Below are 24570 nucleotides of genomic sequence, written 5' to 3'. Positions count from 1 at the left end.
TTATGGGTAAGGGAACGCACAGCTATGTGGCCGATCCGCGCAACGATACGGTCATCATCGATGTAAATGGCGAACACTTCGCCAGGCACGAGGCGAAGGTGTCGGTGTTCGACAGCGGCTTCATGCTCGGCGATGGCGTCTGGGAAGGGCTGCGGCTTCACAAGGGCCGGATCGCGTTTCTGGACCAGCATCTGGAGCGGCTTTATCGCGGCGCGAAGGCCATCGCGATGGATATCGGGCTGACCAAAGCGGAACTGACGCAGCGGCTGGAAAACGTGCTGCACGCGAACGGCATGACCGGCGACGGGGTGCACATCCGGCTGATGGTGACCCGGGGCATCCGCTCGACGCCCTATCAGGACCCGCGCGTGGTTATTTCGCCCGCAACGATCGTGATAATTCCTGAGTGGAAGGATCCCGTTCCCGAAACCGCGACCAATATGTTGAACCTGTTTACGGTGCACGTCCGGCGGGGTTATCCCGATGTGCAGGATCCGAAACTGAACAGCCACAGCAAGCTCAACTGCATCACAGCGTGCATACAAGCGACTCAGGCCGGCGCGGACGAGGCGTTGATGCTCGATCCGCATGGTTTCGTGGCGACGTGTAATTCAACGCACTTCTTCATCGTCAAGAATGATGAGGTTTGGACTTCAAGCGGTGATTACTGCCTCGACGGGATTACCCGCGGCATGGTCATCGAAATCGCGCGCGAGGCAGGTATTCCTGTGTTTGAACGCAACTTCTCCCTGATCGACGTTTACGGCGCCGATGAAGCGTTCACCACCGGCACCTTCGCCGGGCTCGCGCCAGTCGGCATGGTTGATGGCCGCGTGTTGGGGACGGAGCGCGGGCCAATGGTTGAAAGGCTGCAGGGCCTGTATCTTGAACGGCTGAGCAAAGAGGCCCGCTCATGACAGCGCGTCCCATTCGCATTGCGATGTGGTCGGGGCCGCGCAACATCTCGACCGCCATGATGCGCAGCTTCGGTGCGCGGTCCAATTGTTCGGTATCCGATGAGCCATTTTATGGCGCATATCTGAAAGACTCTGGCGAACCGCAGCCTATGGCGGACGAAATTATCGCCGATATGAATTGCGACTGGGATGAAGTCGCGGCCACCATGCGCGGCCCGGCACCGGGAGGCGCGGCGATCTGGTATCAGAAGCATATGCCGCATCACATGGTCGGCCCGGTCGATATTCGGGATTTTCCAGATCATGTGCACGCCTTTCTGATCCGCGAGCCCGAGCGGGTTATCGCGAGCTATGCTGTGAAACGGGTCGCGGTAAAATTTGATGATCTGAGGTATGATCGTCAGCTTGAATATTTCGAACGGGCACGGAGCCAGACCGGCAGCGTTCCTGCGGTAATCGATTAAACCGCCTTCCTTGCAAACCCGGCCGGACACCTTGAGGCACTATGCGAAAGGATTGGCATTCCATGGAGCGCTGAGATGCTGCGCTGGCAGCCAGGAATACAGGAAACCGACGGGATATGGGCCTCGCACTGGTACGATAAGGTTGCTGCCTCTAGAGGGTTCGGGCCACCTCCAGGCAAACGGCCAGAACTCAGCGGCGCAACTGCGGAACTCGCAGATCGTTGCCGACCGTATTACGAGGCCATGCGCGAACACGCGATTTTGCCGGAATAGCTAAGGGAAAAATGGCGGACAGGGTGGGATTCGAACCCACGGTACGCTTGCACGCACGCCGGTTTTCAAGACCGGTGCATTCAACCACTCTGCCACCTGTCCGCAGAGAATCGCTCGCTAGCCATCCGCGCCGCATTTGTCACCAGCAATTGACGTCCAGCACCGCCATGGTTCGCATGATCCGGCACAAATTATCGGATTTACGTTCATACTCAGCGATTTCCACTTGCGGTTCATAATTGGTGTGACACGGTTGTTTGCATGAAACTAAAAACAATTTTCGCCGCGTGTGCCGCGCTTATGACCATGTCGCCAATTTCGCCCGCCACCGCGCAGGACATGTCCTTCGATGCGTATATGCAATTGTTGATCGCACGGGCGAGGGCCGAAGGTGTCAGCGAAGCGACGATCACTCGGATGACCACCGGTCTTACTCCGAATCAGCGTGTGATCCAGCTTGATCAGGCTCAGCCAGGCACGCCCACGAGAAGCGGTTATCCGGCATTGCAGCCTTACTTGAACACCCACGTCAATCCGACGCGCATCCAGCGAGGCAAAAGCATGTTTGCTGCCACGCGGGGCATTCATCAGCGGATCGAACAGCAATACGGCGTCCCTGCGGAAATTTTGATGGCGATCTGGGGACATGAAACCAATTACGGCGGCTACAAGGGCAATTTCGATCTTTCCCGCTCATTGGCGACACTTGCCTGGGAAGGGCGCCGACGGGATCTGTTTTCATCCGAATGGGTGGATTTGCTGAAGGTCGCCGACAAGGGGTATTCGCGTTCCGAACTGGTCGGAAGCTGGGCTGGGGCGTTTGGAAACCCGCAGTTCTTGCCAAGCGTCTATCTGCGCCTTGCCACCGATGGCGATGGGGATGGCCGCGCTGACATCTTCAATAACCGCGCTGATACGCTCGCTTCGATTGCCCGTTATTTCAAGGATTCCGGCTGGCGTACTGGTCAACCATGGGGTGTCCGCGTGTCGGTACCTGCGAACCTCGACCGTACGGCGATTGAGAACAAGATCATCGCCCCTGTCTGCCCCCGCGTTCACGAGCGGCACAGCCAGTGGAAAACGGTGGGAGAGTGGCGGCAATTGGGTGTTCAGCCGCAAAAATATCTGGCCGATGATGTCATGGCATCCTTCTTCCAACCGGATGGAGACGGAAATCCTGCATGGCTCTTAACCGCAAATTATAGGGTTATCCTCGAATATAACTGCTCGAATTACTACGCGATGAGTGTGGGATTGCTTGCAGATGAGATTGCCAACTGATGTCCGTTACCGTTTCCTGGCGCTTGGCCTAACCGCCACGCTGGCGGCCTGTGGCCGCGGGGGAAATGATTTTGCCGCCATGACGTCCACCGGCGATACGCCGGCCGTATTGGCGCAGTCTGGTCCGGCTGCGGATTACCCAGTCGTGCTGGGCGAACCTTATTCCATCGACGGCACACTCTACACTCCCGTCGATACGCTTAACCATGACGAGGTTGGCTACGCCTCGCTCGATAGCGATGCGGGGAATGCCGTTTCCATCGCACACAAAACCCTGCCGCTGCCGAGCTATGTCGAGGTAACGTCGCTGGATACCGGCAAGACAATACTTGCGCGGGCTGAACGGCGCGGTCCGATGAGCAACGACTATCTGGTCGCATTGTCTGCAGGCGCCGCCACTCAGCTTGGTGTCGCACAGGGGGCCCCGGTCCGTGTACGCCGCGTCAATCCGCCTGAAGCGGAACGTGCGAAGCTACGCTCCGGCGAAACCGCACCTGACCGAATGGACACACCGAAATCGCTTCTGACGGCTTTGGTTCGCAACCTGCCGGCCAAGGGCTTCACCAGCCTGTCAGCGCCTAAAACAGGTCCGGCCCTTGCTTCGAATAACCTCGGCAAGTCCGCGATACCGCCAAGTGCAGACCTGCCTGCAATGCGAGAAGCAGCGCCTGCCGCGGCTGACGCGCCGACAGTTGATGCGGCTGCACCTGCTGCAAAAGAGACCTTTGCCGATGCATTCCGCGGCGACCGCAAAGCCGTTGGCGCCTACCCGCTTCCTCCCATTGCAAGCTCAGCAGCATCAGGAGCAGCGGAACTTTCTCCTCCAGTGCAGCAAGGTGCCACAAAGGCTGAGGCCCCTGCGACGGTTCAGGTGGCAACGCCCCAGCAGCCTAGCGCCAGCCAATCTGCAACCGATGGTTTTGTGATCCAGGCAGCGGCGTTTTCAAGCAAAGCGAACGCCGACCGCGCAGCAAGTTCAATCGACGGTTTCGTGCAGAAGTCAGGCAAGTACTTCCGTGTTCGCAAAGGGCCGTTCGCCAATCGTGGACAGGCTGAAGCGGCGCTCGCAAAGGTGCGGGACGCAGGTTATAGAGACGCACGCGTTTACACCACGGGATAGATGCCGGATCCGTCCGGCGGACGGGACAGGCTTTGACACCTCATTTCAAAATTGCGATTGCTGCAACGGCCGGGCTCGTTGGCGGTAGTGCAGCAGTGGCGTCGCAGGCGGACCAGAAGCCGGCCAATGCCGCTGCGGTGGTCGCAGAGGAAGCCCCGGTAGCTCTGCTGGTCGATATGACGTCAGGTCAGACGCTGTTTGCCAAGAACGAAGACCGGCGGTTTATCCCTGCGTCAATCACCAAGGTGATGAGCGCATATGTTGCGTTCGAGATGATTAAGTCCGGCGAACTCGATCTGCGTCAACAATTCACGATGAGCCCGGCTGTCGCGACCGACTGGTACCGTACCGGGTCCACCATGTTTCTCGAAGAAGGAGAAGCTGTCGAAGTCGATTTGTTGATCAAGGGAATCACTTCGGTATCAGCCAATGACGCCAGCGCGGTTCTCGCGGAAGGCGCAGCCGGCTCGGTTGATCAATGGGTCAACCGAATGAATGAAACTGCTGCCAGCCTTGGCATGCGCAACAGCCACTTTGGCACGCCCAACGGCTGGCCGGATGGGGGCAAGACCTTCACGACGGCGCGCGATCTCGAATTATTGGCAAAGGCGATGATATCGCGGCATCCCGACCTCTATGCCCGCTATTTCGGGAAAGAGGGCCTTCGGCACAACGGCTTCGCGCAGGCAAATCACGATCCGATTTCGGGCCGGGTAGACGGTGCAGACGGGATCAAGACCGGGTACACCAATCAGGCGGGCAATGGATTTCTCGGCAGCGCTGCACGGGAAGGCGCACGCCTTATCCTCGTGCTCGCGGCGGTGGATGATGAGCCCACCAGAGGAAACGCAGCCCGGCAGATGATCGAATGGGGGTTTGCAGGCTATGACAGGCAGTCTGTTTTCACCGCCGGCCAAACGATCGCACGGGCGCAGGTCCAGAATGGCGAAGCGAGCCTGGTCGGGCTGAAAACTGCGGCCGATGTCAGCATCGCCGTGCCGATTGGTGACACTGCGCCCCGGGTTGTCTCAGTCCTATACGATGGACCGCTGGAGGCTCCGATCAGGTCTGGTGAACGGGTCGCTCGGCTGACAATTTCAGGTGGGAATATGCCGCCCGCAAACATTGAGTTATACGCGGCAGAAGATGTCGCTGAAGCCGGGCATTTCACGAGAATTTCAAATGCGTTCGAAAGCTGGTTCTGATCATGACGGGTAAGTTCATTGCTTTTGAGGGCGGAGAGGGGACTGGAAAATCCACCCAGGCGAAGCTTCTCGCCGAATATCTGCACGGTCGGGGGATAGCGTGCAGATTGACCCGTGAGCCGGGCGGCACGGAAGGGGCGGAGGCCATTCGCGAGCTGCTCCTTCATCCTCCGGGCGAGGGGTGGGGGCCCCGCGCTGAAGCGCTGCTTTTTGCTGCGGCCCGTTCCGACCATGTTGAGAAGCTTATTCGGCCTGCTGTCCAATCCGGCGAATGGGTTATTTCTGACCGGTATCTCGATTCAAGTCGCGCCTATCAGGGCGGGGCTGGCGGCATCGGCGATGATAATGTTCTGGCCCTGCACGACATCGGCAGTGACGGGCTCAAGCCGGACCTGACCATCCTGATCGATGTTCCGCCGCAGCAGGTCACATCGCGACTGGCACTGCGCGATGGTGACAATTCAGATGCGATTGGCGGGCGGAGCGCAGATTATCACGCAGATGTGACCGCCGCCTTCCGAGAGATTGCGGCTAAGGAGCCTGCGCGGTTCAGCATCGTCAATGGCGAGGGCTCGGTAGACGATGTGCAATCCCGGGTTAAAGCAGCGATTGCACCCTTGTTTGGCGAGTTGGCATGAGCCTGATCGGCCACGATAAGGCCTGGCGCGAATGGCGCGATGCAATGGGCGGCGAGCGGATGCATCACGCGTGGATGCTGGCTGGCAAGAGCGGTCTGGGCAAAATGCAATTCGCGCTGGCTGCGGCGCGCGAACTTGTCGCTGAACCCGGCATTCCGCAGCCAGAAGGGCATCATCCCGATATCACCATCCTGATGCGGGGTCCGAAGGACGACAAGGAAGATCGCAAGCGGGAGAAGGGCGAACCTTTCGAAACCAAGCGCAACATTACTGTCGGGCAGATCCGAGCGATGCAGCAAAGGCTCACCACGCGCCCTACGCTAGGTTCGCGCCGTGTGGTGATCGTCGATCCGGCCGATGACATGGAGAAGGGCGCATCGAACGCCTTGTTGAAGAGCCTCGAGGAACCGCCGGCTGGAACATTCTTCGTACTGGTCACGCACCGTCCCGCGCGCCTGCTTCCGACCATACGCTCACGCTGCCGGATTGTCCGCTTTCCGACCGTGTCCGATGCCGATCTCGAGCAATTGCTGCGGAGAGAAGCGCCAGAGGCTGACGAGGCAACGCAGAAAGCAGCGGTGATCGCCGCGGGCGGATCGCCGGGGGCAGCGCTCGATTTCGTTGAACGCGACTTGGGTAAGCTATTCGCGCTCATGCAGCAGATTATCGCCGAAGGTGACCCCGCCTTTGCTCTGCGCGGCCGGATGTCAGAACTGATCGGCGCCCGGCCCAAACGGGAACGTATTCTGGCGACGATCGATCTGGCCCGGTCGGTGATCGCCGGTTCCATCAGTGATATATCTCCACGCGATTATCCCGCCGTGGTGGAGGCTCATGCGGAACTTGTCAGGCTTTCGGGGCAGGCGCCGACATACAATTTCGATGCCGCGTTGCTGGTGGCTGAAATCGGGACCTTGCTTGCCTCTGCCGCGCCGCTTAGGGAGCGGGCCAATGTCTGAACCATTTTATATCACCACCGCGATCAGCTATCCCAATGGCCGTCCGCATATCGGCCACGCTTACGAAGCGATCGCAGCCGATGTCATTGCGCGTTTCCAGCGCTCGCAAGGCCGTGAAGTCCGCTTCCAGACCGGAACCGACGAACACGGCCTGAAGATGGCCCGCAAAGCTGAAGAGCAAGGCCGGACCGCACGCGAACTGGCCGACGAAATGTCAGGATATTTCCGCGACATGTGTGACGGCCTGAACATCAGTTATGACCGGTTTATCCGTACCGTAGAGGACGATCATCACCGCGCCAGCCAGGCGATCTGGCAGGCGATGGAAAAGAAGGGTGACCTTTACCTCGATCGCTACGAAGGATGGTATTCCGTCCGTGACGAGGCATATTACGACGAGAAGGAGCTGGTCGAAGGCGAGGGGGGCGAGAAGCTCTCCCCGCAAGGCACGCCTGTTGAATGGACAGTCGAGGAAAGCTGGTTCTTCCGCCTTTCAAATTATCAGGATGCACTGCTCAAGCTGTTCAATGACAGCCCGGAATTCCTGATGCCGGACAGCCGCCGGAACGAAATGATTTCATTCGTGTCGGGCGGGCTAAAGGATCTGTCGGTTTCGCGCACCAGTTTCGATTGGGGCGTGAAAGTCCCCGGCAGTAACGGCCACGTCATGTATGTGTGGGTCGATGCACTGACCAATTACCTGACAGGGCTGGGATATCCCGACATGGACGGTGATATGGCCAAATTCTGGCCGGCAGACCTGCACCTGATTGGCAAGGACATCGTCCGCTTTCACACGATTTACTGGCCCGCTTTTTTGATGAGCGCGGATTTGCCGCTGCCAAAGAAGGTGTTCGGCCACGGATTCCTGCTCAATCGCGGCGTCAAGGAATCGAAGACGCTCGGCAATGTCACCGACCCGATGGCGCTGGCGGACCAATTCGGCGTCGATACGCTGCGCTATTTCCTCATGCGCGAAGTCGCCTTTGGTCAGGATGGCAGCTATTCAGCCGAGGCAATCGTCACACGCTGCAATGCAGAGCTTGCAAACAGCTTTGGAAACCTCGCGCAGCGCACATTATCCATGATTTTCAAGAATATAGATGGGCATATTGAAGCCGATTTCGCGGAAACTGATGCAGACAACGCGCTGACCAGTGAAGTCAAAGCCGCTTGCGAAACACTGCAGGAAAAATTCGAGAATCTGGCGTTCAGTGACGGTCTGGACCACTGGATGAAGGCCGTTTTTGCGTGCAATCAATATGTCGATGAACAAGCGCCGTGGACTTTGAAGAAAACCGATCCTGACCGGATGAAAGCGGTATTGCTCACGCTCTTCAAACAGGTGCGCGATCTGGCCATTACGGTCCGGCCTGTTGTACCTGCTGCCAGCGACCGATTGCTCGACCAGATGGGCATCGCTGCAGACCAGCGCGACTACGCGGCACTGACGAATGATGAATGGTACGCGTCGCTGGCGCAATCTGGCTTCATTCTGGAGAAGCCGGAGGGCGTATTCCCTCGTCTCGATATGCCGGAGCAGGAGGCCGAATAATGCTCATCGATAGCCATTGTCACCTGGAGTATGAGGGGTTGATCGAGGATCAGAACGCCGTGCTCGAACGTGCGCGCGGCGCCGGGGTGGGCGGTTTCCTCAACATTTCGACCAAACAGGCCGAATGGGAGCAAGTGGTTGCAACCGCCGCGCGTGAGAAAGATGTCTGGGCAAGCGTTGGGATTCATCCGCACAATGCAGATCAGCACGCGGATATGGACGCTGACGAATTGCGCCGCGCAGTTCAGCATCCCAAAGTGATTGCGATCGGTGAAACCGGACTCGACTATTATTACGACAAGTCCGACCGGCAAGTTCAACAGGACCTGTTCCGCAAGCACATCACTGTGGCGCGTGAAACCGGCCTTCCGGTAATCATTCATACGCGTGATGCGGAAGACGATACGCTGGCCATTCTTGAAGATGAACTGGGGAAGGGGGCATTCCCTGCCCTGATCCATTGCTTCACCGCATCTGCAGACTTCGGCCGCAAAGTCCTGAATCTCGGCCTGACAATTTCGCTTTCCGGCATTGTCACCTTCAAGAACGCCAAGGAACTGCGGGAAATCGCAGCAGAATTACCTGGCGACCGCATTCTTGTAGAAACAGACAGCCCGTTCCTGGCACCGGTTCCGCACCGCGGAAAAACTTGCGAGCCAGCATTTGTAAGCAATACCGCAGACTTCGTGGCTGAACTGCGCGGCGTCAGCACGGATGAACTCGCCAAAACGACAACCGAGAATTTTTTCCGCCTGTTCAGCAAGGCTGCTGCATGAAATTGCTGATGCTTGGCTCCGGCACGTCAACGGGGGTGCCAAGGATCGGTAACGATTGGGGCGCATGCGACCCTGACGAACCGCGCAACCGCCGGACCCGGGTTTCCATCTTGGTTGAAAGCGATGACGGCCGCAGGCTTGTGGTCGATACTTCGACAGATATGCGCCAGCAATTTCTGAGCAACCGGATCGACCGTATCGACGGGGTATTCTGGACTCACGATCACGCAGATCACTGCCACGGGATCGATGATCTGCGCGTGCTGCGTTATGGCCGCAAGGCGCCAATTCCCGGCTTTGGTTCGACAGAAACGGTCCGACGCCTCCGTCAGCGTTTCGACTACGTCTTCGCTGGACAGCATGGCTATCCAACCATCTGCGAACTGGACACGCTTGACCGAATGCGGATGTGCGCCGGGTTTGGCGTCGAATGGTGCCAGATGCCGCATGGTCCAACCCAATCGACCGCGTTCCGTTTCGAAGCCGACGGAAAATCAATCTGTTACGCCACAGATTTCAGCGCGATCACAGACGAAATGCTGGATCTGATGGATGGCACCGATATCCTCGTGTCGGATTGCCTGCGCCGGGATCCGCATCCGACACATGCCAATCTCGAGATGGCAATTTCACTTGGCAAGCAAACAAACGCTGGCGTCACGGTTCTCAGTCATCTCGATAAATCGATGGATTACAGAAGCTTGCAGAACGAAGTTCCTGATAATGTGATTGTCGGGTTCGATGGTCTGGAATTGAAGGCATGAACGAATTCGATGCAATCAACATCGTCTGGGTGCTTGGCGCGCTGGTTTTGGCTGGTAGCGCGCTCGCCGGCTACCGTTTGAGTTGGAAGCGCGGAGTGGTGTACGCATTGATGTGGGCATCGATCTTCGTTGCTGTGACGTTGCTGATCAACCTGGTGAATGTCTGAGAGGGCTCATCTCTTGCTCAACCACAATTATATTTAACATAATATATATTATCAATCTATCCTGTAGGTGCTTATGACCGACCAGACGGCCCGCCTTCTCAAGATCATGGCCAAGCTTCGCGATCCTGACGGTGGATGCGAATGGGATTTGGCGCAAACCTTCAGCAGCATCGCACCTTATACCATCGAAGAAGCTTACGAAGTCGCCGATGCGATTGAGCGCGCCGACATGGACGAACTGCGCGGAGAGCTTGGCGATCTGTTGTTCCAGGTCGTGTTCCATTCCAGAATGGCCGAAGAGGAAGGCCACTTCGCATTTGAGGATGTAGCGCGCGCGATTTCCGACAAGATGGAAGCCCGCCATCCGCACATCTTCGGAAACGAAGACGGGACAATGGGTGAAGCCCGCTGGGAAGATCTGAAAGAGCAAGAACGGTCGGACAAGGGTGCCACAAGCGCACTCGACGGGGTTGCAACGGCCCTTCCCGCACTCCTGCGCGCTGAGAAGCTCCAAAAACGCGCAGCAAGGGTCGGTTTCGACTGGCCCGATACATCAGGCCCAGAGGACAAGGTGCGTGAAGAACTCGCTGAACTGAAAGAGGCGGGCGCGGCGGACCGAGCGGAGGAGGCTGGCGATCTGTTATTTGCTGCGGTCAATCTGGTCCGCGCCTATGGAATTGCGCCAGAAGATGCGCTGCGCAGCGCGAATGCCAAATTCGAGCGCAGGTTTCGTGAGATGGAGCATCTAGCCAAAGGCAGTTTCGCCGATCGGAACCTTCAGGAACAAGAGGCGCTGTGGCAGGCAGTCAAAGCAGCCGAAAAGAACTCTGACGGGAAGACCTCCAAAAAATCAGAGGCTTGAAAAGCGGCCATATTCCTTCGGCGTCAACCGAACGTCGATGGCGAGCATAGGTCCCTCATCGCTTTCGCCGCCATCGCTTTCACCAAGCACCTGACCATGAGAATGCAGCCACGCAATTTTCTGCCCCTCGGACGCGGAAAGCATAATTCGGTATGATTTGGCCCCTTCGGTCAGGATAGCGTCGATGGTGGAAACAAGCTCGTCCACGCCCTCGCCCGTTACGGCTGAAATCGGCACAATTGCCTTATCCGATTGAGCGATCTCGATCAGCTCTTTGCGCCGGTCATCATCCACAAGGTCCAGCTTGTTCCAGGCCTCAACGATTGGAATGCTGGGGTCATCATCCTCGCTATCATAAACGCCGAGGTCGCTGAGCACGCTCAATACCTGCGATTTCTGTGCGCCGGATTCCGGATTATGAATATCGCGCACATGGACGATCACGTCGGCAGCCGTCACCTCCTCCAAAGTAGCGCGGAATGCAGCCACGAGCTGTGTCGGAAGGTCCGAGATAAACCCGACCGTGTCGGAAAGAATTGCCTTCTCGACTCCCGGCAGCCTGACGGCGCGCATCGTCGGATCGAGCGTCGCAAACAGGAGATCTTCGGCCATCACCTCCGCCCCGGTCATCCGGTTGAACAAGGTGGATTTGCCTGCGTTCGTATAGCCAACCAAAGCAATGATGGGCCACGGTGCCCGCCCCCGCCGTTCCCGGTGCAATGTGCGCGTCTTGCGCACCTGCTCAAGCTCTTTGCGAAGCCGGGCCATGCGCTGGCGGATCATTCGGCGGTCGGCCTCGATCTGGGTTTCGCCTGGCCCACCGAGGAAGCCGAAGCCGCCTCGCTGACGTTCCAGGTGGGTCCAGCTACGAACCAAACGGCTCTGCTGATAGTCGAGATGGGCGAGTTCGACTTGCAAACGCCCCTCTGCCGTCGCTGCTCTTTCGCCAAAGATTTCGAGGATCAGTCCCGTACGGTCGATCACCTTGCGCTTGAGCTTTTCCTCAAGGTTGCGCTGCTGGATCGGGGACAGCGAACCGTCAACAATGACCAGTTCGGCCTCCTCGAGATTGCAGTCGGTCTCGATATTCTGAACTTGTCCCGCCCCGAACAGAGTGTTTGGTTTTACATCCCTGATTGGAATGATAACGGATTTGGCGATTACGATACCAATGGCCATCGCAAGCCCGCACGCTTCCTCAAGCCGCGAACTCGCATCGAGATCGTAGGACTGACCGCGGATATCCGGACAGATGACGACGGCCCGCGCACCGCGGGAAACCTCGCCTAACAGATTGTCATCGAAGCTCAGTCTTCTTCACCTTCCCAATCGCCCGACAGGTCTACATGCGTGTCGGGCTGGATTGTGGATACGGCATGCTTGTAAGCGAGTTGGACAAAGCCATCGCGCTCAAGAAGCATGCAGAAAAGATCATAAGCGGCAATCGCACCCTGTAGCATCACACCGTTCACAAGGAACATTGTGACCTGCGCCTCGGCATCTTTCACACTGCTCAGGAAAACATCCTGCAACAAACGCTGTTTGCGGTTGCTGTCCTGGCTTGCGAATTGGCCAGCATCCATCGGCTGACCTGGCATGATCGTGCTGATTGCATGCTTGTAAACGAGCTGAGACTGACCGTCGCGCCTTAGCAGTATCGAGAAATTGTCGAACCACGTCACGATGCCTTGCAACTTTACGCCCTTAACCAGAAACATGGTCACAGGTGTCTTGTTCTTGCGAAGCAAGTTAAGGAAGGCGTCTTGCAAATTGGTCTGCTTGCCGGGTTTTTGCGGTTCGACCTCTTTCTTGGTCACGCGCGCCGACAGGGTGCGTCCTTCGGACATTTCATTATCTCCATTATTGGCAGCCAGCTGAACTGGTCTGCAATCTGGCAACGCCGAAAAATCCAGCGAAACCGAAAACCATTTATAAAATACGTGTTTGAGCCGCCGATTTCAATCAGAATTCAAAGACGGCTTTATGACAACAACTTAATCCGCGTCATTTGCCTTGCGATCACCCATGCCGAGAAGCTTGAGTTTTCGGTGAAGTGCGGACCGTTCCATCCCGATAAAGTTCGCCGTTTTCGAAATGTTTCCGGAGAACCTGCGTATCTGGATCGTCAGGTATTCGCGCTCGAACGTCTCTCGTGCTTCGCGAAGCGGCACCCCGGTGAGAGCGGTGATGCCCCCACCATTGCCCAGCTTTCCGCCGGTTACTTCGCTTGGCAGCATTGTCGGCTCGATAGTGTCGATTTCATCGCGCGGAGTAAGGATGATTGTCCGCTCCACGACATTGCGAAGCTGCCTTACATTGCCCGGCCAATCATAGGCCTGCAAGGCGGCCAGAGCCTCATCCGAAAGGCGCGGTGCGGGGATGCCCTGCTCTGCTGCGTGCCTAGTGAAAAAGTGATCTGCCAATGCGGGAATGTCATCCCGTCGCTCCGACAGCGATGGCACAGTCACGGGGACCACGTTCAACCGGTAATACAGGTCTTCGCGAAAGCGCTTCTCTTCCATCTCGGTTTCAAGATCGCGCGCAGTCGAAGAAACCACCCGGACATCGACGCCAATCTGGCGCGTGCCCCCTACCCTCACAAAGCTCTGTTCTGTCAGCACGCGCAGGATACGCGCCTGTGTCGAGAGCGGCATGTCCGCGATTTCGTCCAGATACAGCGTACCCCCATCGGCGACCTCCAGCAGGCCCTGACGCACCAGCTTGCCGTTCGACTCCTCGCCAAACAGCTCCTGTTCGAACCTTTCGGGTGTGATGCGCGCCGAGTTTACGATGACGAATGCGTTGTCGGCCCTCGCGCTCCAACTGTGCAGCAGCCGTGCCGCGACCTCCTTGCCAGCGCCAGCCGGACCACTAATCAACACTCGGCTGCCGGTACTGGCTACCCGTTTCAGCGTCGCCCTCACCTGATTGATCGCAGCAGAGTTACCGTTGAACTCCTCACCGCGGGTAAAGCCCTGCCGCAGGCGGTCGTTTTCCCGCCGCAACCGTTCTGTTTCAGTCGCACGCTCTACAAGAAGCAACAGCCTCTCTGCCTCAAACGGCTTTTCGATAAAGTCCATCGCACCGCGACTGACTGCGGAAACGGCGGTATCGATGTTTCCATGGCCGGAGAAAATGATCACCGGCAATTCCGGCTCGCGCTGCTTGATTGCGTCCAGCACCTCCAGCCCGTCCATCTGGCTGCCATGTAGCCACACATCCAGCAGCACCAGGCTTGGCCGTTTTTCGTCGACTGCAGCCAAGGCGGATGTGCTGTCTCCGGCGGTGCGGCATTCATAGCCTTCGTCGCTCAGGACACCCGAGACGAGTTCCCTGATATCGTGTTCGTCATCAACTACGAGGATGTCTAACGCCATGGCGCAGTTTCCTTTCCGGTAATCATGTCTGTCCGCCCGTTGATTGTCATCATGCAGCTTCGCCCATTGCGGTCAGCGGGTCGCGAGCAAACCGCAAGGTCACCCGAGTTCCGCCATTTTCGGCAGAGGAAAACGCCATGTCGCCCCCGTGCTCTTCGACAATCTTTTTCACGATTGCGAGCCCAAGCCCGGTCCCCTTGTCACGGGTCGTGACATAGGGTTCGACGATCCGTTCCCGATCCTTGGGCAGGCCGATGCCGTTGTCCTCCACCGCAATCGTTACCTCATCCTCGTCAGCCTGAAGTTCGACAGCGATGCGCCCGCGGAAGTCCGGTTCTGCGTCAACCGCCCTCGCCTCCACCGCCTCGACGGCGTTCTTGAGAACGTTGGTAAGTGCCTGGCCGACCTGATGCCGGTCACAAGCCATGAGAGCCGGACCGTCCAGATCGGTCGTGAAACCGAAATCGACTTGTGGATGCGCCACTTCCTGCAGGAACAGCGCCTGCCGAGCGAGATCGATGGCGTTTTCTGATCGGAACACCGGCTTGGGCAGCCGTGCAAATGAAGAAAATTCATCGACCATCTTGCGCAGATCACCGACCTGCCGGACGATCGTATTGGTCAGGTCATCGAAGAGTTCACCATCGATCTCGATCTGCCGGCGATAGCGCCGCTTCAGGCGTTCTGTCGCGAGCTGAATTGGTGTTAGCGGATTCTTGATCTCGTGCGCAATCCGGCGGGCGACATCGGACCAGGCAGCTTGCCGTTGGTCCAGCAACTGGCGGGTTATATCTTCAAATGTAATTACCTGACCTTCAGGCGCCTCTGCGATTTTGATCGCGAGCGTGAGCAGATCCTTGCCCTTGGTATGATTGACGATGCCATTCTTCAGCTTCGCATCCAGCAGGCCAGCGATTTGCGGTGCAATATCGGCAAGCTGAGCCCCCGCTATATCGGTCTCCGGTCCTTCAAGCAGAAGGTTTTGCGCGGTGCTGTTCATGAGCAGGATCGAACCATCATGATCCACTGAAATGATCCCTGCCGAAGCAGACTCCAGCAAAGCTTCGACGAAGGCGCGCCTTTGATCGAGTTGCTCATTCGCCCCAACCAACGCATCGGTTTGCTTTTCAATCTGCGCGGTCATGCGGTTGAACGCCCGGTTGAGGAGTCCGATTTCATCCGCACCGGTGCGGCCATCAACTCTGAGTGAGAAATTGCCTGCACCGACTTTACGGGCTGCAGCAACCAAATCAGTCAGGGGCTCGACCTGACGATCTGCAAAACGCAGCGCAAACCACACCGCCAGACCGACCAATGCAAGCGAAACGAAAAACAGCGCCAGATTGAACCGCAGCTGCAACGCTCTCGCCCGCGTGGTAAGAACCTGATATGCCTGAGAAATTGCCGTGGCGCTTTCCCATGACTTGAACGACAACGCTTCTGGATTCCGGGCGTTGTAGAGATATATCCCGCTTTCCCGGTCAATTGCAGCAACTGCTTCGATCCTTTGGGAATCGCCTGTCACAATAACCGGCTCACCTTCTTCGATCCGGTTGATCGTGTTCATCGGCAATGCCTGCGGGTCGTTACCGGCACCAAGATTGAGGACCGCCGCTGTGCGCAGTTCGCCGCTGGGCAATTTTTGCAGGATCGCGGATTCGTTCAACTCCCTGCCCTGCGTTTGCAAGCTGTAGAACTCTGCAAATTCAGGATCTGCCAGTGTTCCCCGTTCGAAATAGGCGCGCAAATCGGCGGCCATCGTGATCGTGTTGTTTGCCACCTGCAGCTGGTTCTGCTCGTAATATCCTTGCGCCAGTTCGTTCGCATTGCGCATGAGGCCGCGCGAATTGTCCGAAAACCAGAAGTCGACACCCGATTGAAAAAGGAAGGCGGCGAATGCCGCGACGAGCAACGTCGGTATCGCAGCAACCAGAGAAAAGAAAAACACCAACCGCACGTGCAACCGCGCCGTGCTACCTGCAGCGCGGCGGATGGCTGTCCGCCGTCCAAACAGCACGAGAAGGCACATGGCCGGGATCAGGGTTCCGATCAGCAAGATCGCAACCTGCCCCGATGGCAGCAATCGTCCGTCAGGAGGCGCGCTCGAAAATGCGAAGTAGGTCGCGCCAATCATCGCCAGCATTGTGACGCCAGCAAGTATTTCCAGGATCAGAAAGATATTGGCGCGGCGGGACGCGACGATAAATCTACGCCACCATCGCGGGCTCTTTCGAGCTATCGTCTGATCGAAACCGGCCATCGTTGCATTCTTACAACGTCACTGTTGCAATTGTGCAAGAAGTTTTTCGCCGAACCGGTTCTCTCCCGCGCCGGGAATCAGGAATTCTGCGCGAATGTTTCAGGATCAATGGAAAGATCGACCAGTCTCTTGCGCAGCGTATTCCGGTTGATCCCGAGAATGCGCGACGCCTTTAGCTGATTTCCGCCGGTTTCCCGCAGCGCCCACTCGAACAGAGGACGTTCAAATGCAGCCTGCGCGGAATGATAGATCGTTCCGGATGGCGGGTTCTCGCGCGTCAGCCATTTGTGCAAGGCTGGCGCGATGCTTTCATCATCAGTTTCGTTGGCTGGGGCGGTATTCGCGCCAACCACTTCGACCACTCCATCGCGGTCGATCACATCGTCGCGGGCCAGCAAAATGAGGCGGTACATCATGTTGCGTAGTTCCCGCACGTTCCCGGGCCACGGCTGCTGCTCAAGCATTTCGAGCGCGCCAGAAGAAATCTGCCGCTGAGGCAGCCCCTCCAGAGTGGCCAGCTTGAGGAAGTGTTTCGCCAACGCTTCGATATCGTCGCGGCGTTCGCGGAGCGGGGGCAATTCCACGGGCACAACGGCCAACCGATAAAACAGGTCTTCTCGAAAGCGTCCCGACGCGATCATCGGTTTCAGATCACGGTTGGTTGCCGCAACGATACGCACATCGATGTCGATTTCCTGACGCCCGCCGACCCGGCGAATGCGGCCCGATTGCAGTGCGCGCAGCAGGCGCGTCTGCGCCTCGATCGGCATGTCGCCGATTTCATCAAGGAACAACGTGCCGCCATTGGCCTGTTCAAATTTACCGATTGATTGCGCGATTGCGCCGGTAAACGCGCCCTTCTCGTGCCCGAACAGCTCGCTTTCGATCAGATCAGCCGGAATTGCGGCTGCGTTTACTGCGACAAACGGCCCGCTCTTGCGGTGCCCAAGTTGGTGAATAGCCTCGGCGACCAATTCCTTGCCGGTGCCGGATTCGCCAAGGATCAGGACTGTCAGATCGTTGCGCAGAACGCGCGTTATCATCCGGTAAACGCCCTGCATGGCTTGGCTTCGGCCGACCAGCGGCAGCCCATCCCCGGCCTCGCTGATGTCAGGCACCTGATCACTGCGCGATCCGGCTGCCTGGACGACGGCGCGAACCAGTTCGTCCAGATCGAACGGCTTCGGAAAATACTCGAACGCCCCGGTGTCGGTTGCGCGAACCGCAGTGTCCAAGGTGTTCTGCGCCGACAGGATGATGACCGGCATTTCAGGGTATCGTTCGCGAACAGGTGCCAGCGTTTCGATCCCGTCGCCATCCTCCAGCATGACATCGGTCAGCATGACGGCGAATGACTGGCTGGCTAGCTTTGCGTCCCTGCATTCGATGCTGGTGCAATGGGTAACCGCGAAGCCTTCCTCGTCCAGCGCGGCAGTGACCACGGTTGCGATTGAAGTATCGTCTTCAATGAGCAAAATTTCTTTCATGATTTCCTAGTCCGCCCGGGCCAAGTGGATACGAAACAGTGTCAGCCCGCGCGCTTCATCCCGCCGGTAACTGATCCTGCCGCCCATATCGGCGACCAGTTTCTTGACCAGCGCCAACCCCAACCCCTGACCATTCTTTTTGGATGTCACGAAAGGTTCGAAAATATGATCGCCCAAATCAGGGTCTAGACCCGGACCGTTGTCGTAAATCGTCACCTCGATCGGGAGACGCACCGAACGGCCAAGGCGCATGACGTTGGCAGCAAGGCCACTTACGAAGCGCGTTCGAACCATGACTTCCGGGCTTTCGGCGCCTTCACAGGCATCAACCGCGTTTGACAGCAGGTTGATCAGCACCTGTTCCAATGCGTCCTTGTTGGCGGAAACATCGGGCAATGACGGATCGAATTCCTCGACCAGTTCGGCCCGGTCCTTTGCTGCTGCTCGCACTGTCGCCATCGCGCTACGGATCGACTGATGCAGGTTTACTGGCGCCAGCGGCTCCTGCTTGCTGCTTCCGAGTTCCTGCATTCGGTCGATCAACCGCGCGATGCGGTCGACCTCGTCGGCAATCATATTTGTGAGGCGCTTGTCCCCCTCATCAAGCTTGCGCGCGATCAACTGCCCTGCCCCGCGAATAGCAGCGAGAGGGTTTTTGATTTCGTGCGCGAGAATGGCGGGCGCTGCGAGCGATGCGCTGGCTTCGTCACTGCGGCTCATGTCGTCTTGCCCGGCATCAGACAGGGTGCAAACCCGCCATCCGGGATGACTGGGCAGCGGTGAAACTGTGAGGTTGATCAACCGCGTCTTTTCGCCAATGCTGACCGGCAGACCGCGTGCAACCAGCTGCGCATCTTCATGGCTCATTCTTTGCGCAATCCTGTCATCGGCAAATTGCAGAATGTCACGAACCTGCTGGCCGATCAGCCGTTTTGCGCTGCGGCCAAGCAGATCTTCGGCGGCATGGTTAGCCTCAACGATGACAAGGTCGGGATCGATCAGCAGGAGAGCAAAAACAAAGCCGGAGATCTGGGTCCTGGCATCCGGGATGCCCCCGGCATCACCGCTGGACTGCAAGCTGCCCGCCATTTTCAGGCGGCACGGCGATGCATGAACGGCGTGTAGAAACGCTCCAGTTCGCCGAGCACCTGCTCCGGATCGTCAATGAAATTGACGTGATTGCGGAACTCGGCAGAGCCGTGCATTCCCTTGGTGTACCAACCGAGATGCTTGCGCGCGACCTTGGTGCCAACCTCACGCCCGTAATGCTCCAGCATACCGTTGTAGTGTTCGACCAGAACTTCGTATTGTTCGTCAAAACTGGGGCTGGCGATCGTTTCGCCGGTCTGCCACCAATGCATGACCTGACCGAGCAGCCACGGTTTGCCGTATGCACCGCGTCCGATCATCAATCCGTCAGCACCCGATTGCTCAAGCGCTTTGGCACTGTCTTCAACGCCGCAGATATCGCCGTTGACGATCACCGGGATGGACACTGCGTCCTTTACCTTGCGGATGAAGCTCCAATCGGCAGAGCCTTTGTACATCTGGTTTCGGGTCCGTCCGTGGACGGTAATCATCTTTACTCCCAGATCTTCGGCAATCTTTGCCAGTTCGGGCGCGTTCAGGCTGTCATGATCCCAGCCCATCCGCATCTTGACCGTCACCGGCACGTCGACCGCTTTGACTGTGGCTTCCATCAATTTTGTGGCGAGCGGCACTTCACGCATCAAGGCAGACCCCGCCAAGCCGTTGGTGACCTTGCGCACCGGACACCCGAAATTGATGTCGATTATTTCTGCGCCGCGATCGGCATTCAGCTTGGCAGCTTCACCCATGCTGACAGGATCACAGCCCACCAGCTGCATGGAAACCGGTTCTTCCGTCGGGTCCCACGCCGCCTTCTGGATCGACTGGCGGGTTTCACGGATGGCCGCCTGGCTCGCGATCATTTCGGTCACGTTGAGGCCAGAACCATAGCGCCGCACCAGGGTACGAAACGGCAGATCGGTAACACCCGTCATCGGGGCAAGCACGACCGGACAATCGATTGTCACGCTGCCAATCTGAATGGGCTTCATTGCCGGCGGGGTCGGGATATCTGTCATTGTCGTCATGTGCCTAAAATTTGGGCAGCGCATAGTGCATTGCAGCATTGCACGCAAGCAGCTAGCGCCCGGTGCCATGGCGAAGGCAAATTCATTTCCTCCCTTTGCGGCCATTGTCGTTGCCGCCGGCAAGGGTATCCGCGCCGGGCAGCCGGTCCCCAAGCAATTTGCAAACTGGCGCGGGAAACCCGTGGTGCGCCACTCGGTCGAAGCTCTTGCCGCAGCTGGCGCCGATCCCATCATTCTGGTCATTCCGGAAAACGGAGAGGAATTGGCGCAGCAGGCTATTGGTGAGGTGGCGGCCGCCCGGTTCGTTGTCGGCGGCAAAACAAGACAGGAATCGGTCCGACGCGGGTTGGAGGCACTGGCCCAGCAGCCGCCGGAACGGGTCATCGTTCACGATGCTGCCCGGCCCGAAATTCGCCCGGCTGTGCTGCACAGGCTGTTCACGGCTCTTGAAAAGCACAAGGGCGCTGCCCCCGTTTTGCCTGTGGTGGACAGTCTTTCCATCGATGAAGACGGCTTGATGGCGGGATCGGCCGACCGTGATACCCTTCGCCGCGTGCAAACACCGCAGGCATTCCGCTTTGCCGACATTCTGTCCGCCCACCGCAGCTGGCCCGGCGCGCCCACTGCCGGCGACGACGCGCAGGTGCTCAAGGCGGCCGGGCACGATGTCGCCCATGTTGAAGGTGACGAGGCCCTCAAAAAGCTTACTTTTGCAGAGGATTTCATGTCTGAAACACCGATTTATCGAACCGGGATGGGTTATGATGTCCACCGTCTGGTCGCTGGCGAAGAGCTCTGGCTCGGCGGCATCAGGATAGAGCACAGTCATGGCCTGTCCGGACACAGCGATGCAGACGTCGCGCTGCATGCAATCGTCGATGCGATGCTTGGCGCGGTTGCCGCAGGCGACATCGGCCAGCACTTCCCGCCCTCCGATGATCGCTGGAAAGGTGCTTCGTCCGATCAGTTCCTTCAGCACGCGGCCGATCTCGTGGCAGAGGCGGGTTATCAGGTGGGCAACATTGATCTGACCATCATTTGCGAGGCACCGAAAATAGGGCCGCACCGCGACGCAATGAGATCGCGCATTGCCGGGCTGCTCGGCATTGACTCGCAATTCGTTAGCGTGAAAGCCACTACCACAGAACGACTTGGATACACCGGCCGACAGGAAGGCATCGCTGCCCAGGCCGTCGCAACCGTGATCAGGATTTAGGAAAGTACAATGACTTATCGCAAGTTGAAAGCATCAGGGGCGCTGTGCGCCGTGCTCTGCCTTGCTCAGCCGCAGATTGCCATGGCGCAAGACTGTGTCGAGCAAGCGGATGTTGTCGATGCGACGATCTATTCGATGCCGATCCTGTACGATGCCTATACCTCCAAATGCGCGGGCGAATTCGCCGATACAGGTTTCATCGCGAACCGAGGCCAGTCATTCATCGCGCCGTATTCAGCGCAGCAGGATGAGCGCTGGGCGGGTGCCGCCAGATTGTTGGGACAATTCGCTTCTTCCGGCAGCGGGAGCAGTTCCAATGCAGATATCTTCACGGCGTTGCCGGAGGAGGCCATGCGCCCCTTCGTGGACGGCATAATCTCGCTGAAAATTGCTGAAGAAATCAAATTGAAAGATTGCGGCAAGATCGAGCGTACGGTCGAATTGCTCTCGCCTCTCCCGCCAGAGAATGTTGGCGGTTTCCTTGCCCTGCTGGTCGATTTTGCAGGCGTAAAGGACCCTGAAATTTGTCCTTACGAAGCCAAATGACCGCAGGTCTTCTGCCATCTGATATTGACGCACTTGCAAAGCGAGTGGTCGAAGAAAATGCTGCCATAGGCCGCACGATCGCCTTGGCCGAAAGCTGTACCGGCGGATTGGTCGCGGCGGCCCTCACCGAAATACCGGGTTCTTCGGCAGTCCTGGACCGCGGTTTTGTAACCTATTCCAACGATGCAAAGATGCAGAGCCTGGACGTGGCAAGCGACATCATCGAAACCTTCGGTGCAGTCTCGATTGCCTGCGTTTGGGCGATGGCCCAAGGCGCGCTCAAGAACAGCAATGCCGATGTTGCAATTGCGATTAGCGGCGTGGCCGGACCTGGCGGCGGCACTGATCTTAAGCCGGTGGGAACGGTCGTTTTCGCACGCGCGCAGCGTGACGAAAATGGCGAGCCGGAAGGTGAACTGAAAAGCTTCGGCGATGTTGGCCGCGCTGAGGTTCGCCGTCAGGCGACGCTTTGTGCGCTGGAGTTGCTGCTGCCGTAAAGCTGGGCGGCCCTCGCTTCGAACGCTGCCATCATCTTGCGAAATGCACGGTCGAAATACTGACCTGCCATTGCTTCGAAAACGCGGTTCTTGAAGGTGAACTCAACGCAAAAATCGACTTCGCAACCTCCGTCATCCCGCGGCATGAACTGCCAGGAATTATCCAGATCCCTCAGCGGGCCGTCGACATAATGGACCGTGATCGAGAGCGGCCGATGTTTCATGACCTTTGATGTGAACTTCTCGCGGATCGATTTGAAACCGACGACCATGTCTGCGATCATCTCGCTTTCGGAATCCGACCTCACCCGGGTTGCCACGACCCACGGCAGAAATTCAGGATATCGGGCGACATCGGCCACCAGATCGAACATCTGTTCTGCGCTATAGGGCAGTATCCGTTTTTCTCGGATACCGGGCATCAGTTGCCCTGCTTGGCAGCTTGTTTCGCGAGCTTCGCTTCCCGCGCAGCTTTCATTTCCGCGAAATCATCGCCTGCGTGATAGCTGGAACGCGTTAGCGGTGACGAAGCAACCTGCAAAAATCCCTTGGCCCGCGCGATTGCGCCGAATGCGTCGAACGCTTTGGGGGTGACAAAATCCTCCACCTTCGCGTGTTTCGGTGTCGGTTGGAGATACTGGCCCATCGTCATGAAATCGATATCGGCGCTACGCATGTCGTCCATGACCTGGTGCACCTCCAACCGCTGCTCACCCAAGCCCAGCATGATACCGGACTTGGTAAAGATCATCGGGTCATGGCTTTTGACTTCTTCGAGGAGGCGAAGCGACGCATAGTACCGTGCACCTGGCCTGATGGTCGGGTAAAGACGCGGCACGGTTTCCAGATTGTGATTATACACGTCTGGCCCTGCTTCGCAGATTGCCTCGACCGCCGCGCGCATCTTGCCGCGGAAATCAGGGGTCAGGATTTCGATTGTGGTATCTGGCGTCTCGCGGCGCAGTGCCTTGATCACTTTTACGAATTGCCCTGCCCCGCCATCGGGAAGATCGTCGCGGTCAACCGAAGTGATAACGATATGCTCGAGGCCCATTTTCCCCGCTGCAATCGCCGTATTCTCCGGTTCCATCGGGTCGACAATGCGCGGCATACCGGTTTTGACATTGCAGAATGCGCAGGCCCGCGTGCAGACATCGCCCAGAATCATCACGGTTGCGTGTTTTTTCGTCCAGCATTCGCCAATGTTGGGACAGGCGGCCTCTTCACAAACCGTATTGAGGTTCAATTCGCGCATCAGCTTGCGTGTCTCGTGATAGCCCTTGCTGACGGGCGCTTTCACGCGAATCCAGTCGGGCTTGCGCTGGCGAGGTGCGCGTTCTTCGGGTGATGCGGGTGCTGCCGATAGATCGTTCATGTGGGCCATTTAGTGTCGGGACTTGCCAGAGGCAATGGCGCAGGCCATTTGCTATGCCATGACACATACACATGAGACAGCTTTGGACGGCCTTCTAGAGGGCTATCGCCGATTTCGTGACAATGACTGGGTTTCCGAGCGTGAACGCTGGAGCGCTCTGAAAGACGGGCAAGCACCAAAGACCATGGTCATCGCCTGCTCTGATTCCCGCGTCGACCCAGCGCAGATTTTCGATGTGGACCCGGGCCAGATATTCGTGGTGCGAAATGTTGCCGCGATGGTGCCTCCCTTCGAAACAACACCCGGTTTGCATGGCGTATCTGCTGCGCTCGAATTTGCGGTACAATTCCTGAAAGTTTCAGAAGTAATGGTGATGGGCCACGGGATGTGCGGCGGCTGCCAGGCTGCCCTCACCCAGGACCTGCATGGCAATGAGCCGGGACAGGGCGGATTTGTCGCTGACTGGATCGGCCTGCTGGACGAGGTACGTGACCCGATCGCTGAGAGCATGGGTACCACTGGCCGCGATGCTGAAAAGGCCATGGAACTTGCGGCCGTAAAAGCCAGCCTCAAAAATCTCCGCACCTTCCCATGCGTGCAGCAGAAGGAAGAACGCGGCGCGCTAACGCTGCGGGGGGCATATTTCGCGATTTCCGATGGGGTGCTGCACCTGCTTGATGAAGCCACTGGCGATTTTGTACCTGCTTCCTGAGT

The 24570-nt window shown here is 57.8% G+C and carries 24 protein-coding genes, 1 tRNA gene and 1 pseudogene; 16 read left to right on the top strand and 10 right to left on the bottom strand.

Features of this window, described 5'->3' with window-relative positions; genetic code table 11:
- Positions 1-2 precede the first annotated feature (2 nt).
- Positions 3-917 carry an aminotransferase class IV gene (locus GRI43_RS04335; protein ID WP_160729836.1) on the top strand — a complete coding sequence of 305 codons (915 nt, stop codon included), beginning with the start codon at positions 3-5 and terminating at the stop codon, positions 915-917.
- Positions 914-1654 (top strand): annotated as a pseudogene (locus GRI43_RS04330) (sulfotransferase-like domain-containing protein). Before GRI43_RS04335 ends, GRI43_RS04330 begins: the two are co-directional and overlap by 4 nt.
- Positions 1655-1666: 12 nt before the next feature.
- Here the strand turns inward: GRI43_RS04330 and GRI43_RS04325 are convergent.
- Positions 1667-1756, bottom strand: a tRNA-Ser gene (locus GRI43_RS04325).
- Between the two features lie 159 nt (positions 1757-1915).
- Here GRI43_RS04325 and GRI43_RS04320 point away from each other — a divergent pair.
- From GRI43_RS04320 to mazG, 10 genes are all read left to right on the top strand, one after another.
- Positions 1916-2935 (top strand): lytic murein transglycosylase, encoded by a 1020-nt coding sequence (locus GRI43_RS04320; RefSeq protein WP_160729835.1) that lies wholly within the window; start codon positions 1916-1918, stop codon positions 2933-2935.
- On the top strand, positions 2919-4055 hold the full coding sequence (locus GRI43_RS04315; RefSeq protein ID WP_160729834.1) for an SPOR domain-containing protein: 1137 nt from the start codon (positions 2919-2921) through the stop codon (positions 4053-4055). Before GRI43_RS04320 ends, GRI43_RS04315 begins: the two co-directional genes overlap by 17 nt.
- 32 nt (positions 4056-4087) lie before the next feature.
- Positions 4088-5260, top strand: coding sequence for a D-alanyl-D-alanine carboxypeptidase family protein (locus GRI43_RS04310; protein WP_235903603.1), 1173 nt, complete (start codon positions 4088-4090; stop codon positions 5258-5260).
- Positions 5260-5898 carry a dTMP kinase gene (tmk, locus tag GRI43_RS04305; RefSeq protein WP_160730631.1) on the top strand — a complete coding sequence of 213 codons (639 nt, stop codon included), beginning with the start codon at positions 5260-5262 and terminating at the stop codon, positions 5896-5898. Before GRI43_RS04310 ends, tmk begins: the two co-directional genes overlap by 1 nt.
- Entirely contained in the window at positions 5895-6857 is a 963-nt protein-coding gene (locus GRI43_RS04300) for a DNA polymerase III subunit delta' (RefSeq protein WP_160729833.1), read from the top strand. The genes tmk and GRI43_RS04300 overlap by 4 nt, the downstream gene beginning before the upstream one ends.
- A complete protein-coding gene (metG, locus tag GRI43_RS04295) occupies positions 6850-8412 on the top strand; it encodes a methionine--tRNA ligase (RefSeq protein WP_160729832.1) in 1563 nt (520 codons plus the stop codon). The genes GRI43_RS04300 and metG overlap by 8 nt, the downstream gene beginning before the upstream one ends.
- Positions 8412-9188, top strand: a complete 777-nt coding sequence (locus tag GRI43_RS04290) for a TatD family hydrolase (protein WP_160729831.1) — start codon at positions 8412-8414, stop codon at positions 9186-9188. The genes metG and GRI43_RS04290 overlap by 1 nt, the downstream gene beginning before the upstream one ends.
- Entirely contained in the window at positions 9185-9952 is a 768-nt protein-coding gene (locus tag GRI43_RS04285; protein WP_160729830.1) for an MBL fold metallo-hydrolase, read from the top strand. Before GRI43_RS04290 ends, GRI43_RS04285 begins: the two co-directional genes overlap by 4 nt.
- A complete protein-coding gene (locus GRI43_RS13845) occupies positions 9949-10119 on the top strand; it encodes a hypothetical protein (protein ID WP_202391586.1) in 171 nt (56 codons plus the stop codon). The genes GRI43_RS04285 and GRI43_RS13845 overlap by 4 nt, the downstream gene beginning before the upstream one ends.
- Before the next feature lie 73 nt (positions 10120-10192).
- A complete protein-coding gene (gene mazG, locus GRI43_RS04280) occupies positions 10193-10981 on the top strand; it encodes a nucleoside triphosphate pyrophosphohydrolase (RefSeq protein ID WP_160729829.1) in 789 nt (262 codons plus the stop codon).
- On the opposite strand, the gene hflX is transcribed toward mazG, so the two are convergent.
- From hflX to dusB, 7 genes are all read right to left on the bottom strand, one after another.
- Positions 10970-12292 (bottom strand): GTPase HflX, encoded by a 1323-nt coding sequence (gene hflX, locus GRI43_RS04275; protein WP_160730630.1) that lies wholly within the window; start codon positions 12290-12292, stop codon positions 10970-10972. The two genes, mazG and hflX, sit on opposite strands and share 12 nt — an antisense overlap.
- Complete coding sequence (gene hfq / locus GRI43_RS04270) at positions 12289-12828, bottom strand: RNA chaperone Hfq (protein ID WP_160729828.1); 540 nt, start codon at positions 12826-12828, stop codon at positions 12289-12291. The genes hflX and hfq overlap by 4 nt, the downstream gene beginning before the upstream one ends.
- A 147-nt stretch (positions 12829-12975) precedes the next feature.
- Positions 12976-14358 carry a nitrogen assimilation response regulator NtrX gene (gene ntrX / locus GRI43_RS04265; RefSeq protein ID WP_160729827.1) on the bottom strand — a complete coding sequence of 461 codons (1383 nt, stop codon included), beginning with the start codon at positions 14356-14358 and terminating at the stop codon, positions 12976-12978.
- Between the two features lie 49 nt (positions 14359-14407).
- On the bottom strand, positions 14408-16618 hold the full coding sequence (locus GRI43_RS04260) for a sensor histidine kinase (RefSeq protein WP_160729826.1): 2211 nt from the start codon (positions 16616-16618) through the stop codon (positions 14408-14410).
- A 77-nt stretch (positions 16619-16695) separates the two neighbouring features.
- Complete coding sequence (locus GRI43_RS04255; protein WP_160729825.1) at positions 16696-18105, bottom strand: sigma-54-dependent transcriptional regulator; 1410 nt, start codon at positions 18103-18105, stop codon at positions 16696-16698.
- Between the two features lie 6 nt (positions 18106-18111).
- A complete protein-coding gene (locus GRI43_RS04250; protein ID WP_160729824.1) occupies positions 18112-19194 on the bottom strand; it encodes a two-component system sensor histidine kinase NtrB in 1083 nt (360 codons plus the stop codon).
- Between the two features lie 2 nt (positions 19195-19196).
- Positions 19197-20213 (bottom strand): tRNA dihydrouridine synthase DusB, encoded by a 1017-nt coding sequence (gene dusB / locus GRI43_RS04245; RefSeq protein ID WP_160730629.1) that lies wholly within the window; start codon positions 20211-20213, stop codon positions 19197-19199.
- A 76-nt stretch (positions 20214-20289) separates the two neighbouring features.
- Between dusB and GRI43_RS04240 the strand changes: the two genes are divergently transcribed.
- From GRI43_RS04240 to GRI43_RS04230, 3 genes are read left to right on the top strand one after another with little or no spacing between them, the layout of a single operon-like run.
- Positions 20290-21438 (top strand): bifunctional 2-C-methyl-D-erythritol 4-phosphate cytidylyltransferase/2-C-methyl-D-erythritol 2,4-cyclodiphosphate synthase, encoded by a 1149-nt coding sequence (locus GRI43_RS04240; protein WP_160729823.1) that lies wholly within the window; start codon positions 20290-20292, stop codon positions 21436-21438.
- A gap of 9 nt (positions 21439-21447) precedes the next feature.
- Positions 21448-21984: a hypothetical protein gene (locus GRI43_RS04235; protein WP_160729822.1), complete on the top strand. Its 537-nt coding sequence runs from the start codon at positions 21448-21450 to the stop codon at positions 21982-21984.
- Positions 21981-22481, top strand: a complete 501-nt coding sequence (locus GRI43_RS04230; RefSeq protein WP_160729821.1) for a CinA family protein — start codon at positions 21981-21983, stop codon at positions 22479-22481. The genes GRI43_RS04235 and GRI43_RS04230 overlap by 4 nt, the downstream gene beginning before the upstream one ends.
- Here GRI43_RS04230 and GRI43_RS04225 read toward each other — a convergent pair.
- Positions 22442-22903, bottom strand: coding sequence for a type II toxin-antitoxin system RatA family toxin (locus GRI43_RS04225; RefSeq protein ID WP_160729820.1), 462 nt, complete (start codon positions 22901-22903; stop codon positions 22442-22444). The genes GRI43_RS04230 and GRI43_RS04225 overlap by 40 nt on opposite strands.
- On the bottom strand, positions 22903-23856 hold the full coding sequence (gene lipA / locus GRI43_RS04220) for a lipoyl synthase (protein ID WP_160729819.1): 954 nt from the start codon (positions 23854-23856) through the stop codon (positions 22903-22905). The genes GRI43_RS04225 and lipA overlap by 1 nt, the downstream gene beginning before the upstream one ends.
- A gap of 58 nt (positions 23857-23914) precedes the next feature.
- Here lipA and GRI43_RS04215 point away from each other — a divergent pair, with 58 nt between their 5' ends.
- A complete protein-coding gene (locus GRI43_RS04215; protein WP_160729818.1) occupies positions 23915-24568 on the top strand; it encodes a carbonic anhydrase in 654 nt (217 codons plus the stop codon).
- Positions 24569-24570: the final 2 nt, after the last annotated feature.

It is taken from the genome of Pontixanthobacter luteolus (genome assembly GCF_009828095.1).
GTDB lineage: Bacteria > Pseudomonadota > Alphaproteobacteria > Sphingomonadales > Sphingomonadaceae > Pontixanthobacter > Pontixanthobacter luteolus.
The sequence above is the reverse complement of the archived record's forward strand: the minus strand, read 5'-3'. Positions and strand labels throughout refer to the sequence as shown.